The organism is Rhizobium sp. KNZ2-6A (assembly GCF_056755475.1).
In genome coordinates, this window is record NZ_JBNDIC010000005.1 from 167,264 (window position 1) to 180,583 (window position 13,320).

Annotated in this window: 14 protein-coding genes; 9 read left to right on the forward strand and 5 right to left on the reverse strand. The window is 59.4% G+C overall.

All coding sequences use genetic code 11. The features are described 5' to 3' along the window. Positions 1 to 21: 21 nt before the first annotated feature. From ACPYOP_RS05965 to melA, 3 genes are all read right to left on the reverse strand, one after another. Positions 22 to 996: an N-acetylglucosamine kinase gene (locus ACPYOP_RS05965; protein ID WP_481409472.1), complete on the reverse strand. Its 975-nt coding sequence runs from the start codon at positions 994 to 996 to the stop codon at positions 22 to 24. Beyond that, the gene (locus ACPYOP_RS05970; protein ID WP_481409473.1) at positions 993 to 1,787 is read right to left on the reverse strand and encodes a DeoR/GlpR family DNA-binding transcription regulator; all 795 of its coding nucleotides are present in this window, start codon (positions 1,785 to 1,787) and stop codon (positions 993 to 995) included. Before ACPYOP_RS05970 ends, ACPYOP_RS05965 begins: the two co-directional genes overlap by 4 nt. A 185-nt stretch (positions 1,788 to 1,972) precedes the next feature. After that, a complete protein-coding gene (melA, locus tag ACPYOP_RS05975) occupies positions 1,973 to 3,289 on the reverse strand; it encodes an alpha-galactosidase (RefSeq protein ID WP_481409474.1) in 1,317 nt (438 codons plus the stop codon). Between the two features lie 111 nt (positions 3,290 to 3,400). Between melA and ACPYOP_RS05980 the strand changes: the two genes are divergently transcribed. The 3 genes from ACPYOP_RS05980 (at position 3,401) to ACPYOP_RS05990 (ending at position 6,758) form a co-directional block, all read left to right on the forward strand. Continuing rightward, the gene (locus tag ACPYOP_RS05980; RefSeq protein ID WP_481409475.1) at positions 3,401 to 4,273 is read left to right on the forward strand and encodes a helix-turn-helix domain-containing protein; all 873 of its coding nucleotides are present in this window, start codon (positions 3,401 to 3,403) and stop codon (positions 4,271 to 4,273) included. 141 nt (positions 4,274 to 4,414) lie between these two features. After that, positions 4,415 to 4,924 carry a cytochrome P460 family protein gene (locus ACPYOP_RS05985; RefSeq protein WP_481409476.1) on the forward strand — a complete coding sequence of 170 codons (510 nt, stop codon included), beginning with the start codon at positions 4,415 to 4,417 and terminating at the stop codon, positions 4,922 to 4,924. A 535-nt stretch (positions 4,925 to 5,459) separates the two neighbouring features. Beyond that, on the forward strand, positions 5,460 to 6,758 hold the full coding sequence (locus ACPYOP_RS05990; protein WP_481409477.1) for an epoxide hydrolase family protein: 1,299 nt from the start codon (positions 5,460 to 5,462) through the stop codon (positions 6,756 to 6,758). Positions 6,759 to 6,916: 158 nt separating this feature from the next. Here ACPYOP_RS05990 and ACPYOP_RS05995 read toward each other — a convergent pair whose 3' ends face one another. Beyond that, the gene (locus ACPYOP_RS05995) at positions 6,917 to 8,074 is read right to left on the reverse strand and encodes an MFS transporter (protein WP_481409478.1); all 1,158 of its coding nucleotides are present in this window, start codon (positions 8,072 to 8,074) and stop codon (positions 6,917 to 6,919) included. Positions 8,075 to 8,297: 223 nt separating this feature from the next. Beyond that, a complete protein-coding gene (locus tag ACPYOP_RS06000) occupies positions 8,298 to 9,200 on the reverse strand; it encodes an alanine--tRNA ligase-related protein (protein ID WP_481409506.1) in 903 nt (300 codons plus the stop codon). A gap of 406 nt (positions 9,201 to 9,606) precedes the next feature. Between ACPYOP_RS06000 and rpsU the strand changes: the two genes are divergently transcribed. The 6 genes from rpsU to ACPYOP_RS06030 all read left to right on the forward strand — a co-directional run bounded on the left by rpsU (position 9,607) and on the right by ACPYOP_RS06030 (position 13,266). Continuing rightward, entirely contained in the window at positions 9,607 to 9,843 is a 237-nt protein-coding gene (rpsU, locus tag ACPYOP_RS06005) for a 30S ribosomal protein S21 (RefSeq protein WP_481409507.1), read from the forward strand. Between the two features lie 61 nt (positions 9,844 to 9,904). Next, on the forward strand, positions 9,905 to 10,099 hold the full coding sequence (locus tag ACPYOP_RS06010; protein WP_481409479.1) for a hypothetical protein: 195 nt from the start codon (positions 9,905 to 9,907) through the stop codon (positions 10,097 to 10,099). Between the two features lie 319 nt (positions 10,100 to 10,418). After that, positions 10,419 to 11,630 carry a glycosyltransferase family 4 protein gene (locus ACPYOP_RS06015; protein WP_481409480.1) on the forward strand — a complete coding sequence of 404 codons (1,212 nt, stop codon included), beginning with the start codon at positions 10,419 to 10,421 and terminating at the stop codon, positions 11,628 to 11,630. A 16-nt stretch (positions 11,631 to 11,646) separates the two neighbouring features. Continuing rightward, positions 11,647 to 12,630 (forward strand): NAD-dependent epimerase/dehydratase family protein, encoded by a 984-nt coding sequence (locus tag ACPYOP_RS06020; RefSeq protein WP_481409481.1) that lies wholly within the window; start codon positions 11,647 to 11,649, stop codon positions 12,628 to 12,630. Between the two features lie 117 nt (positions 12,631 to 12,747). Further along, entirely contained in the window at positions 12,748 to 13,017 is a 270-nt protein-coding gene (locus tag ACPYOP_RS06025; protein ID WP_481409482.1) for a type II toxin-antitoxin system ParD family antitoxin, read from the forward strand. 3 nt (positions 13,018 to 13,020) lie between these two features. Further along, on the forward strand, positions 13,021 to 13,266 hold the full coding sequence (locus tag ACPYOP_RS06030; protein WP_481409483.1) for a type II toxin-antitoxin system RelE/ParE family toxin: 246 nt from the start codon (positions 13,021 to 13,023) through the stop codon (positions 13,264 to 13,266). The last annotated feature ends 54 nt before the right edge of the window (positions 13,267 to 13,320 follow it).

Sequence of the window (13,320 nt, forward strand, 5' to 3'; positions counted from 1 at the left end):
CCTTCTTCCTTTTTATCGAGGTTATTGAGGTCTGCATTCACCTGAATGCGCCGCTGCGGTCTTTGCCGTGGCGGCGACTTGCGTGATCCAGCCGTCATCCACCGGCCAGTCGAGGAGCCGCGCGGCTGCCAGGAGGGCGCCGCCGATGGGAGGAAGCATCGGTAGCGCGGCCGGCCGGCCGATGCACCGTTCGAGTGCGGCAAGCAATGAGCGGCTTGCAAATGTTCCGCCCGCATAGGTCCAGTCGGTGGCCGGATCGCAATGCGGTGCTATGGCTTCGACATGCTTTGCGAGCTCGGATGCGGCCTGCTTGATCAGCTGCTTCGCCGCGCCATCACCGGCCCGCGCGACGCGGTCGACGAGAACCGAAAGGGCGGCGATATCGCCGCGGGGGTTTTCGAGTTCACTCACCCATCCTCCCAGCGCGTTGACCGGATCGAAGCTGTCGAGGCTCAGGAATTCGAACATGGCCTTTGCCAGCGCGGTCGGGGCCGCGCGCCCGTCGAGGCTCTGGCTGACGAGGCCGAGCGCTGCCCGTCCGATCCAATAGCTGCTACCTTCGTCGCCAATGACATCACCCCAGCCGCCGACGCGCGCCGACAGGCCGGCGCTGTTGCGCGCCCAGGCCATGGAACCGGTGCCGGAAAGGACGAGAATGCCGGGCCGGCCGGCAAAGGCGCCGAGATGGGCTGCATCGACATCGTTGAGAATATGCCGTTGCACCTCAGGAAAGCTGCTTTCTATCGCCTCGCGCTGCTGTTCCGATAGCCGCACCACTTCGCCATAGGCGGGCAGTGCGGCGGCGACGGCCGCCAACTGCTCCCGTTCCAGAAAGGGGCGGAGCGCAAGATCCAGTTCGTGCCGCCAGTTTGGATTGTCCATCGGATTGACGCCGCCGCTGCGCGACATCCGCAGCACATTGCCGGCTCGATCCGCAAGCGCGACCAGCACCTTGCTGCCGCCGCCATCGATGCCGAGGATCAGATCGTCGCTCATTCCGGCGCTCCGAGATCCGCTATCGTCGTTTCGACGTCGAGATTGGCAAGTTCACCGCGCCAATGCGTGGAAAGGCCCGCATCGGTAATCACCCTCGCGGCGCTCAACGGGGCGACCTTGTACGTTGCCATCGTGCCGAATTTCGAGGAATCAGCCAGCACGAAGCGGTGAGCCGAGCGGCTGAGCATGCATTTGTTGAGGCTCGCCTCGGCGCTGTCGACGCTGTAGATCGCGCCGTCGGGGCTGATGGCGCTTGCGCCGAGAAAGAGCTGATCGAACCAGATAGATTCCAGCATCGCTTCGGCCTGCGGCCCGACGAGCGAGGCATTTTCGCTGCGCAGCTGCCCGCCGAGCAATACGACGTCCAGATTGGGGATGTTGAGGAATTCCTGCGCCACCGTCAGGCCGTTGGTGAAAATGCGAAGCGGCATCGGGTTGAGACGGATAAGGCGCGCAAGCTGCAACACCGTGGTGCCTGCATCGAGAAAGATGGCGGTGCGCGGCGTCAGCAGATTGTAGGCGGCAGTCGCAATCGCGCGTTTGGCCGACAAGTGCCGCTTGGCTCGCTCGTGAAAGGCAAGCTCCACCGAAGAACCTTCAGCGATCCGGGCGCCGCCGTGCACGCGATCGATCGCGCCTTCTCTTTCGAGAACCTGAAGGTCTCTGCGCACTGTTGCCAGCGAGGCGCCGATGGCATCGGCAAGCGCCTGAATCGTTGAAAATCCGTTCGCATATAAATGGCTGCGAATGGCGTCCAGACGATCGACTTTCATTCCCCCGGCCTGGCTCAACGAAGGCTCCTTTTCCACAAAAAATTCTATTTCGCTCAGATTTCCATCCAATAAGATCAATGTCAATCAGTGTTCTGATTTTTTTTGATCTAATTTGGTTTTGAAAGACCCTGTTAATGAAAAGCGCGGCTTCCTCTCACGAGAAAACCGCGCTCCATGGATCACTGTTCGGCGTAGAATGCGGACTAGTGATAGGCAGGCAGAAGATTACCGTGCTGCTCGATCATATCATCCACGAGCCTCCAGATCTGATCGGGCGAGAGCTCCGCCGAGGTGTGCGGATCAAGCAGCGCGGCCTGGTAGATGCGGTCCCGTTTCTTCGTCAGCGCCGCCTCGACCGTCAGCCCCTGCACGGAAATGCTTAAACTCATCACTGCCGCGAGCTGCGAGGGTATGCGTCCGATGCGGATCGGCTGAATGCCGTTGTGATCGACATGGCAAGGCACCTCGACGATACACTCGTCCGGCAGATTCTGGATGAGCCCGTTGTTCGGGACATTTCCGTAGATCAGCGAGGGCTGGCCGGTGACCGCGGCATGAATGATGCCGGCCGCGTATTCGTTGCTGCGGCAAACGTCGATCGGCTTGCCGCCTTCAAGGTCACGGCGCAATTCATGCCACTCGGCAATCTGCACCTCGCAACGGCGGATATATTCGTCCAAGGGAATGTTGAACTGCTCGATCAGATCGTTACGCCCTTCTTTGATGTACCAGGACGTATATTCCGAGAAGTGTTCGCTGGATTCCGTGACGAAATGGCCGAGCCGTTTCAGGACATCGAAACGCACCCGATCGTCCAAGGGGATACGCCCTTCCTCGGCTAGGGCGCGCAGGCGCGGATAGAGATCCTCGCGACTGCCATCGGCCCGCAGCTTTTCATATTTGAGGAAGAAGGCGACATGGTTGATGCCGGCCGAGAGATAATTGAGGTTGGCGACATCCTCGCCAAGGCAGTCGGCAAGATGGGCGGCCGTATGTTGTACGCTGTGGCAGAGCCCCACCGTTCGAATGCTTGGGGCGATCTCCTTGATCGCCCAGCAATTGATCGCCATCGGGTTGACGTATTGCATCAACAAGGCGTTCGGGCACACCTCTTCCATGTCGCGGCAGATCGCTTCGAGAACGGGAATGGTCCGAAGCCCGCGGAAGATGCCGCCGATCCCAAGCGTGTCGGCAATGGTCTGCCGAAGCCCATGCCGTTTCGGAATTTCGAAATCGGTGACGGTGGCCGGCTTGTAGCCGCCGACCTGCATCATCAGGATGACGAAATCCGAGCCTTGCAGTGCCTGCCGGCGATCGAGCGTCGCCTCGACGCGCACCGTGTCGAGCTGAAGTGCCTCGCAGATACGCCGCGCAACGATTTCGGATGTTTTCAGACGCTCCGGATCGATGTCGAAGAGACTGATGGCATAGTCGCCACCGCTTTGACTGGAAAGGACGTCGCCCAGGATGTTTTGGGCAAAGACGGTGCTGCCGGCACCGATCAGGCAGATCTTTGGCATGGAAAAGCCTCCACAAGAGATGTTTGTAGAGCCAATTGCACCTTTCAAATCGGGATTTCTTCCTGCTAATGGAGAGATTATTCCCAGATTCGCGCGTAAGAGCGAGCGACCATGTCAAAATTTCGCATATCCGCCGAGCGGAGCGCTCTTTTCGCATCCCAGGGCGGCTTTATGATCGAACGCCACATCGCCGACGCCATGAACGCGGCGCATTGGCACGATCATGTCGAGCTGAACTATCTGCTCGAAGGTCAGATGACCTACGTCTTCAATGGGAGGCAGGAACAGGTCGAGGCGGGGCGGCTGGTGCTCTTTTGGGCAGCCATTCCCCATAGAACGATCGCGGTTACGCCGAACGCGCCGCTCGTCTGCATCTATCTTCCGCTCGTCGATTTCCTCGGTTTGCCGATCGATCGCGGCGTCCGCCAGTCGATCATGCAAGGACGGTTTTCCGCTGATGCGCGCGCCTATGCCGCCGATGCGGTTCTTTTGCCTCAGTGGGTGGGAGATTGGCAGTATGGCGATGCGGCCAAGCGCCAGCTGATTGTGGATGAGGTCAAACTCAGAATACGGCGCTTCGTCCTCGATGCTCCCATCGGCGATCATTCGGCCGCCCGTCAATCCCCGGCATCGGGCGCCAGCGCTGCCGTGCGTCGGGCCGAAACGCTGACCGACCTCATTCATGCGCGTTATTCCGAGCCGGTCAACCTGCCGATGCTGGCCGGGCTTGCCGGCATGCATCCGAGCACGGCAAACAAAATCTTCCGCAGCATCCTTGGCATTCCGGTCAACGAATATCTCACACGCTATCGTCTGGCGCGAGCGATGCAGCAGCTTGCTGAAACGGATGCGCCCATCCTCCAGATTGCCTATGACTGCGGCTTCGGTTCCAGCAGCCGGTTTTACGACATTTTCAAGCGGCGAACGGGAACGACGCCAAGGCTGTTCCGTGCGTCTCTCGGGCGCGACGGGAAGGGGGACTGATGTTCGGTTCGCTAGCCAGGTAACGGCCTGCCGCCGCTCGTTGAGACTACACTTCGATACAATCTGGCTGTTTCCTGAAATCTGGCAGATACAATCCGGCGCGATCTTCCCGCCAGATCATCGGTTAGGCAGGAGTCCAAAATGAAACTCGCATTCCTTGGAGCATTTGCCGTCTCAAGCCTTGCCGTCGGCGTTGCCGCTTCGCAATCGGCAGGTCCCTCAACGCCGCCGGAAAATGCCTCGCCGATCTATGGCGTGACCATCCCGGAAGGCTATAGAGACTGGAAATTCATCGCGCCGGCGCAGGAAGCTCCACCGCTCGACGAGCTTCGCGCGGTGCTCGGCAACGATATTGCCATCGACGCCTACAAGAAGGGGACCCTGCCTTTTCCCGATGGTTCGATCTTGGTCAAGCTGGCCTACAAGCGCAAGCAATCGACAGAGTTTGCGCCGGCGACAGTGCCCGGAGCGCCGACAACGGTGCAGGTCATGGTGAAGGACTCGAAGAAATATCCCGACAGCCACGGCTGGGGCTTCGGACGTTTCATCGATGGCAAGCCGGTCGATATCGCACAACATGAGACCTGTCTCAGCTGCCATGTCGCCAATGTGAAGGACCATGACTACGTCTTCACGCGTTATGCGCCATAAGCGCGGCGACGTCGCGCAGTTGGAAATTGCCGGCCGATCTCTTCATATCTGGCCGGCCGGCTATCCACGGTCTCCTCCTCCCGCCGGGATAGCCGCCCCCATCAAGACCGGATCGATCATCGGTATCGACCCATCGCTCCTGGCGCGCAGCCATTGGGGCTATTTCCGTTATTTTGGGAGACGGCTGTAGCAAGCCCTCACGACTTCAATGATCTTCCAGGCTTTGACATTCCCGTCGCTGGGTCTTGTTCCCCACCGAAACCTGATATTCGCCACGACGTCATGTATGGCGCGGCGCACGTTTTCCATATGGCTGCCCTTCCGGCGAACATCCTCTCGCCGGCCAATCCGGCCGGAGGCACCATGCCTCGTGTGCTTTTCACCTTTGCCGGCAGAACCTGAAAACGGAGTTCCTGTAATCCATTGTAGCCTTCCTCCGTCTTGATACGGAGGGATACAATTCGACGCGGTTGAAGACACAACGGGGATACACGCGGAAAGCAGAACTTCGCGGCATTCAACAAACCTCCCAAATATGGAGCTCCTGATGTCGCCTTCATCCTTCTCATTGAATCGACGCGCCTTTGTCACCGCGGCTGCCGTCGCTGGTGCCACGGCGCTGCTCAAGCCTGCGATGTCTTTTGCCGGCTCGGAAGCCTTGCCTGATGGCGTCAAGCCGTTCAAGGTTCATATCCCCGACAGCGCGATTGCCGATTTGAAACAGAGGCTTGCGACGGCACGCTGGCCGCTCAAGGAAAATGTCGCCGATGATTCCCAGGGCGTGCAGCTCGAGCGCATGCGCGGCCTGGTTGATTACTGGGCAAATGGATATGACTGGCGCAAGATCGAGGCTCAGCTCAATTCCCTGCCGATGTTCATCACGGAAATCGACGGTCTCGACATCCACTTCATCCATGTCCGTTCCAAACATGAGAACGCCCTACCGTTGATTATGACACACGGTTGGCCGGGATCAGTATTGGAAATGCTCAAGGTTATCGATCCTCTGACAAACCCAACCGCCCACGGCGGCAAGGAAGAGGACGCGTTCCATCTGGTGGTTCCGTCGATTCCGGGTTTCGGTTTCTCCGGCAAACCCAGCGTCCGTGGATGGGGCTCCGATCACATCGGCCGTGCCTGGGGCACGCTGATGAATCGGCTCGGATATGAGAAGTTCGTCTCGCAAGGCGGTGATTGCGGCTCGGTCATCTCCGAGCGCATGGCCCACCAAAAGGTGCCCGGACTGCTGGGCATTCATCTCAACATGCCTGCGATCGTTCCAAAAGAAATCGTGCCGATCTTGGCTGCAGGTGCCCCTGCGCCCGCGGGTCTCACTGCGGACGAACGCGCTTGCTTCGACAAGCTCGCGATTTTCTACCGAGACAGCGCTGCCTACGCGCAAATGATGGTTACGCGTCCGCAGACGATCGGTTACTCGCTCGTCGATTCACCGATCGGAATGGCCGCATGGATGTACGACAAGTTCGCCGAGTGGACGTATAGCAACAAGCAGCCGGAAAAGGTTCTCAGTCGCGACGAGATGTTGGATGACATCTCTCTCTATTGGTTCACGGAGACGGGTACCTCGGCGGCCCAGATCTATTGGGAAGACCACACCAACAATTTCAACGCCCTCGAAAGGATTCCTTCCGTGCCGGTCGCGGTTAGTGTCTTTCCGGGAGAAATCTATCAGGCACCCAAGTCGTGGACGGAGCGTGCCTTCGGCAATCTGATCTACTTCAACAAGACCGAGAATGGCGGGCATTTCGCCGCCTGGGAACAGCCGGCGATTTTCACCAACGAGGTCAGGGCGGCATTCCGCTCGCTGCGATAAGCGGGGCTTCCGCCTCTCGGCTCGCGAAAGCCTCGCAGGCGAGCGATGCCCCAAGCTCGCCTGCGGGAGAGGGGAAACTGTATAGCGTATCCCCTCACAGGCAGCGGGCTTCGCAGGTCGAACCTGTGAAGCCCGCTGCTTGATTTGATCCGCGAATTTTAAGTGGTCGCAAAGGCGTTGCGACGCGCCGAGAGCGACCCGATACCCATCAAGGCCGCAAGGATGACGGGGATGCACACGAGATAGGCTGTGCGAATGCCCGCATGTTCGGCAACGAATCCAAGCAGCGGCGGGGCCAGGAAGAACACGACGAAAGACATTTGCCCGAGAGCGGCAACATTGACATGCGCCGGGCGGTCGGTGCGCTGTGCGGCGGCTGAAACCGCAAGCGGATAGACCGCGCTGCAGCCGGCGCCCATGAAGGCAAATCCGACGAGAGCCACATTGGGATAGGGAGCGAGCCAAACGGCGCAAAGCCCGGCGGTCGACAGAAGCAGCAGGAAGAGCGCAACGGCCTTGGAGCCGTAGCGATCGACAAACGGATCCGCAAACAATCTCGCCAGCGCCATGAAGAAAGTGAACAGCGTCAGGCCGAGACCCCCGATGAACGGCTCGGCGTGAAAGACGTCGCGCATGTAGATTGCCGACCAGTCGATGCCGGCGCCCTCGACCAGGAATGCCGCGATCCCGATCACGCACAGAGGCAGCAGGCCGAGCGTCGGAAGCGCGACATGGCCTGCGTCCGCATGGTCATGCGTCGCGCGCGCCGGTGCATTCCGCATGCCGGCGATCGTGATGGAGCCAACGATGAGGACAAAGGCGAATGTCAGGGCAAGATGCAGCTGCATCGGAACGCCTGCCTGCCGGACCGCCGAGGATATCAGAGCGGTGACGAAAAAGCCGAGGCTCCAAAAGCCATGCGCCCGGTTCATCACGCCCCGGCCGAGCTGCGCCTCGATGCGATCGATTTCGACGTTGAGATTGATTTCGAGAGCGCCCGCCAGCAGGCCTTCGCAAAACAGCACGGCGAAGACCAGGGGGGCCGCGCCCATCCATGGCACGAGCGCCAGCAACGCCGATGTTCCGAGCACGGTAACGAACGCGGTCTTGCGCGCGCCAAGGCGCGCCACGATCGGTGATGCAAACGTCAGCGATATCAATGCGCCGATGGCCGCGCCGATCAGTGTCAAACCGAGTTCCGATTTGTTGATCTGCAAGGCGTCCTGGAGGTCGGGAAGGCGCGACAGCAATGCGCCCATCGATACCGCAAAAAGGAAAAAGCAGACATAAATTCGCTGCTGCGGTTCAAGACGCATTTTGGATGCTCCGGAGAATCTGAACACGGGTGAGATAGAGCCGGTCTATCGCAAAGCAACCACTGATGGCAATATAGGCACGCTGAAATGAATCGGCGAGCTGGCGGTTTTTCCTTCGGCCATTTCCGCCGGATGGCGGCTACGCATGCGTCTGGTCAGTGGGCGTGCTGAGAGAAGCGCTGGGGCGGTGATGAAATCCTTCGCCGCCCCATAACCGGTCAGACTAGCCCGGCCTCCTTGCCGGCATGTCTGAAAGGTCGATCCCATGCGTGTCGAACCACCATTCCGGGCTCATCTCGGCATATTTGTCGCGAAGACGCAGATATTTGGAACGCAATCGCTCCTGGCGCTCGACTTCCTGCTTGAAATAGGGGTGGTCCAGCGTTCCGCCCATCACATGGATACGGCGAAGGAGTTTTCGCAACACATATCCCTGCTCCTTGTTTCCTGGCCGGTAGCCGCTCTCGACGATTTTCATGACGGTATCGCTTAGCGTGCCAAAGGCATCGGCCGGTGGCGTGCCATTCAAGATCATGTCGAGCCGTTCGGCGCCGAAACCGACGTCGATGCAGGTCTCGAGCGGATTGACGATATTCCCGATCTCAATGCCGTTCTTGTAGAACTCGGTGCAGTATCCGCTGATGCTGCCGTCGCTCCAGACGCACTCGGCATCCGGTACGATGGGGATGCGGTCTCGATAAAGCGGCGACCATTCCTCCAAGCGGTCCGGATGGATCGTGACATAGTCCGGCACCAGGCCAATCGAGCCGAGAAACTCGATCCAGAAATCGATGGCGTCGCCGACGGTCATTTCTCGGAAGGAGAAAAGACCGAGCATCGTGAAATGAAGGAAATGCGTTCCATCCCCGATTTCGTCGAGATCGCCCATTCTCAGGCAAGCCTGGACGTTGGCGACGGTTCCAATGTGGGAGGGTTCGGAGAAGAGCTGTTTGTACTGCTGCATCCCAGCGCTGCAGAAGAGCGTGGTATTATCGTGCGGCCGTACGGATTCTATGCGTGTGAAGTCGATGCCTTTGGAAAGGCAGAAGTTTCGATATTGCTGGATCAGGCGTCCCGCGATGACATAGGCAACCTCCTTTGTTGTAAATGTGCCTGGCTGAAAGATAGTGTTATACGGCACAGACGGCAATCCATATATGCCGGGTCATGTTTCTTACCTCCGCTTTGTAGCGGTATTGCGCCGTGCCTTGCAATACGTCCGCTTGCTTCCTATCTTCTGGCCATCACCCAAATTTCACACGCGGCTGCGGCAGACGTTTCAAGGACGTCAATAATTGCGCGTCAAGCGCTGCCGAGCCATTTCGCCGCCTCGAGCGGCCAAGGAATTCGATTGAACATGCAAAACACTGCCGCCGTGCCGGCGGCGGTAAAGCCGCGCGAACGCGGCGAAGCCATCAACCGGCCGGATAAAAACTGGAAGCCATATCCCTGCCTTCTCACGAAGCAGGAGCTTCAGGCCATCATTGCCGATCAGCTCGGCTGAATTCAACAACGACGACAAGGAGAAGAAGATGCAGGTCATCGTCAGAGACAACAATGTCGAACAGGCCATGCGCGCCCTGAAGCGGAAGATGCAGCGGGAAGGCCTCTTTCGGGAGATGAGGGATCGCCGCGCTTACGAAAAACCTTCCGAGCGCCGGGTTCGCGAAAAAGCGCAGGCGGTCGCCCGGCAGCGCAAGGCTGCGCGCAAGAAGCTGCAACGCGAGGGACTTCTGCCGGCTGCGAAGCGCCGGGCGTCGGCTCGATAGTCACGGAATGGCGGCCGGCACATTGAACCCGCCGCCGAATATCTTTTGAAGAGGGCGAGAGATGGAAGAACTGAACAATATCACGGTCTCTGATGAGCGGCTCGAAGATTGCCGTGACGTCATCGAGCCCGATCTGCAGGATTTGATAAACGACACGATCGCCGCCGGCTTCACGGCCGAGGAGGTTCTGATCGCTATCAGTGAACTGGTGGCGGAGGATTTCGCCGCAGTCGTGAAAATGCCCAGTGTCCACTAGGAACTGGCGACGAATATTGTGGCGCATGCGCGCCGCCATCGAGGGATTGCGCAAAACCGACATCATCTGATCCCGCTATCTTCTCGCAAGCGCGAACAGCTCAGCAGAACCGAGCGCAATGGTAAGCTCGCGCTGGCGGGATCCCTGTCCTTTCAAACGATGAAATCCTGTGGATTCAATCTAAAAGCGGGATGCCCTTCGTGCGAATGGATGAATTGAAAAGTCGTTGTAATAGGGCGCTTTATGTAGCGGGCGTGAACGTGAAAGGGCGGTTTCTTCGTTCAACCCGGATAACACAAGCGGACGAGTTGCCGATCTCATGCGTCTCATCCTTGTCAATGATGTCTCGACAGTTCGCGGCGGCGCCACCAAGGTGGCGTTGCAATGTCTTGAAGCAAGCCGGGATGCGGGTCTGACCTGCGCCATACTGGTCGGCGATGACGGCGAAGGCCTCAAGCCGCGCTTCGCCGGCATCCGCACAGTTGCACTTGGCGAACGGCCCCTTCGGGAAGGCCCGGCATTCGGCGATATCCTCGCGAAAAACTACAATCGGCGCGCCCATGAGGCAATGGAGGGCTTGCTCCGGGAATCAGATGAGGAGACCGTCGTCCATGTGCACGGCTGGTCCCAGATCCTGTCGCCGTCGATCTTTTATGCGCTTGCCAAGCATGAGGTCAAAGTCATCGTCACGGCGCATGATTTCTTCCTGAACTGTCCGAACGGGGGGCTCATCAATTTTCACAGCGGCGACGTTTGCGACCTCAAACCGCTGTCTGCCGCGTGCCTCACGACCAATTGCGACAAGCGCAATTATTTTCACAAGCTCTGGCGTTTCCGCCGCACCTTGACGCAGCAGGGCGTGGGCGAGGAGTTCTGGGGCCGCGTCGGCATTGTGCTCGCCCATGAAAACATGGAGGCACATCTGCGCACCGGCCCCTTGCAGCACTTCACGACATTGCGCACGCCGACGGAGCCGTTGACGCGGACGCCGGTGGAAGCCTGGCGCAACCACCGCACTGTTTTTCTCGGCCGCATGTGCTGGGAAAAAGGGGTGCGAACGCTGGCGGATGCCCTCAACCAGACGGGCAGAACCGCGGCACTCATCGGGCGGGGACCTTTGCTTGAGGAAATGCAGCGCGCTCTGCCGCATTGTTTCGTGCCCGGCTGGCTGAGCGACGAGGAGGTCGCGAGGATCGCTGGCGAAGCGCGTGTTTTCGTCATGCCGTCGCGCATGCCGGAGCCATATGGCCTGGTCGCGGCCGAGGCATTGATGTCCGGCATTCCGGTCATCGTCAGCAGCAACGCGCTGATCGCGGAAGAGGTCGAGAAACATGGCGCGGGCCTGGTTTTCACGAGCGGCGATGCGGCGTCGCTGGCGGAGAAATTGGCGCAGACCGATGACGACCGGCTGATGCGGCGGCTGAGCGAGGGGGCATCGGCCCTCGGCCAGCATATCGCGCCGAGCAGGGCGGAATGGGGACGCCGTATGGTGGATATTTATATGGGGCGGGGCAGCTTTTCGGAACATTAGGTTGGGGGGAACAATAATGCGCGCTTTGGTGACAGGCGGTTGCGGCTTCGTTGGTCGACATCTGATCCAGCGGCTTCTCGCGGAGGGATTGGATGTCGTCTGCGTCGATTCACTGGTTGCGGGAACAGGGGCGCTTCATCCTGATCTGTGGCAGCGCTTTGCGCGTCCCCGCTTCAGCTTTTGCGAGGAAGACTGCCGCACGTTCTTCACGCGTACGCCGGAGCATTTTGACTATGTCTTCCATCTGGCGGCCCTGGTCGGCGGCCGCGTGACGCTTGAAACGCGGGCGCTCGATGTCGCCGAGGATCTGTCGGTCGATGCGGAACTATGGCAGTGGGCATCGCGGGCCAAGCCGGGTTCGGTAATATTTTTCAGCTCCAGTGCTGCCTATCCGGTCTCGTTGCAGACCGTCGACAATCATCGGCTGCTGGCGGAGGACATGATCAATTTCGACGCCGTCGTCGGCGTGCCCGATCTCAGCTACGGATGGGCGAAACTCACTGGCGAATATCTAATGAAACTCTATGTCGAGCGCTATGGCCGACGCGCCATCGCCTACAGACCGTTCAGCGGCTATGGCGAAGATCAGGATCTCGCCTATCCTTTCCCGGCGATCTGTCGCCGGTTGCTGGCGGAAAAAGGCGCGGCGGAAGTCTTCGTTTGGGGCTCAGGCCGTCAGTGCCGCGACTTCATCCATATTTCCGACTGCATCGAATTCATCTGGCAGACGCGGGAATTGCTGCCGGACGGCGCATGCCTCAATCTATCGACCGGCACCGCCACCTCCTTCATCGAATTGGCCGAGACCATCAGCCGTCAGATCGGCTGGCAACCTGCCGTCATCGGGCGATCGAGCCATCCGGAAGGTGTCTTCTACCGCTGCGGCGACACGGCCCTGCAGCGCTCCTACGGGCTAACCCCCTCGATCAGCCTGGAGGAGGGGATCGCGCGGATGCTCGAGCATCTGCGGGCGGAGCAGGCATCATATGCGCTGGCGTAGAAATTGCGATCATCGACCTCGTGGCCAGCGCTCTTCAAGCTCCTAATGGGTTGCCGGTGCGGCAGAGCCATCGCGGAAATCCGGTTGCGCCCCCATAATCAGGGCAAGGAGACCACAATGCGCAACCGCCAAGCCTTAACCGATCACGACGAGCAATTCATCCGGCGCCAACTTGAATCTGGTCGTTATCACGATCGTAACGAGGTCATTCATGCCGGCTTGCGCATGCTGGAGGAATTCGAAGATGGACTTGAGCGCTGGATTCACAACGAAATTCCCGGCCGCTACGCTGAGCTAAAGCGTGATCCGTCCAAAGCGGTTCCGTTCGAGGAAGCACAGGCCCGCTTCGAACGCAAGCATCGCGACGCGCTGGCGAAAGCCAAGTAGTGGATGGATTATCGCATCAGGCTGCATAAGCTTGCCGAGGTCGAGCTTGATGAGATTTTTGACGACATAGCTGCCAATGCCGGGCCAGTGATCGCCGGCAACTATGTCGGCGGCATCTATGAGCTTATTGAGTGGTTTGCAACATTTGCGGAGCGCGGGACCATTCGCGACGGGCCGGTGCCGGGCTGCGTATTGTCGGCTACCGCCGCACCGCGTCGATTGCTTTCGTCGTCGAAGACGATCAGGTGACGATTTTGGGTGTTTTCCGGCGCGGCCGGAACGTCACCGCGGATATGCTCAGAA

Excerpts from the sequence above, each read along its gene's own strand:
- ACPYOP_RS05965 (WP_481409472.1), bottom strand. The coding sequence starts at position 996 with ATGAGCGACGATCTGATCCTCGGCATCGATGGCGGCGGCAGCAAGGTG.
- rpsU (WP_481409507.1), top strand. The coding sequence starts at position 9,607 with ATGCAGGTCATCGTCAGAGACAACAATGTCGAACAGGCCATGCGCGCC.
- ACPYOP_RS06015 (WP_481409480.1), top strand. The coding sequence starts at position 10,419 with ATGCGTCTCATCCTTGTCAATGATGTCTCGACAGTTCGCGGCGGCGCC.
- ACPYOP_RS05985 (WP_481409476.1), top strand. The coding sequence starts at position 4,415 with ATGAAACTCGCATTCCTTGGAGCATTTGCCGTCTCAAGCCTTGCCGTC.
- ACPYOP_RS05990 (WP_481409477.1), top strand. The coding sequence starts at position 5,460 with ATGGAGCTCCTGATGTCGCCTTCATCCTTCTCATTGAATCGACGCGCC.
- ACPYOP_RS05995 (WP_481409478.1), bottom strand. The coding sequence starts at position 8,074 with ATGCGTCTTGAACCGCAGCAGCGAATTTATGTCTGCTTTTTCCTTTTT.
- melA (WP_481409474.1), bottom strand. The coding sequence starts at position 3,289 with ATGCCAAAGATCTGCCTGATCGGTGCCGGCAGCACCGTCTTTGCCCAA.
- ACPYOP_RS06020 (WP_481409481.1), top strand. The coding sequence starts at position 11,647 with ATGCGCGCTTTGGTGACAGGCGGTTGCGGCTTCGTTGGTCGACATCTG.
- ACPYOP_RS06025 (WP_481409482.1), top strand. The coding sequence starts at position 12,748 with ATGCGCAACCGCCAAGCCTTAACCGATCACGACGAGCAATTCATCCGG.
- ACPYOP_RS06030 (WP_481409483.1), top strand. The coding sequence starts at position 13,021 with ATGGATTATCGCATCAGGCTGCATAAGCTTGCCGAGGTCGAGCTTGAT.
- ACPYOP_RS06010 (WP_481409479.1), top strand. The coding sequence starts at position 9,905 with ATGGAAGAACTGAACAATATCACGGTCTCTGATGAGCGGCTCGAAGAT.
- ACPYOP_RS05980 (WP_481409475.1), top strand. The coding sequence starts at position 3,401 with ATGTCAAAATTTCGCATATCCGCCGAGCGGAGCGCTCTTTTCGCATCC.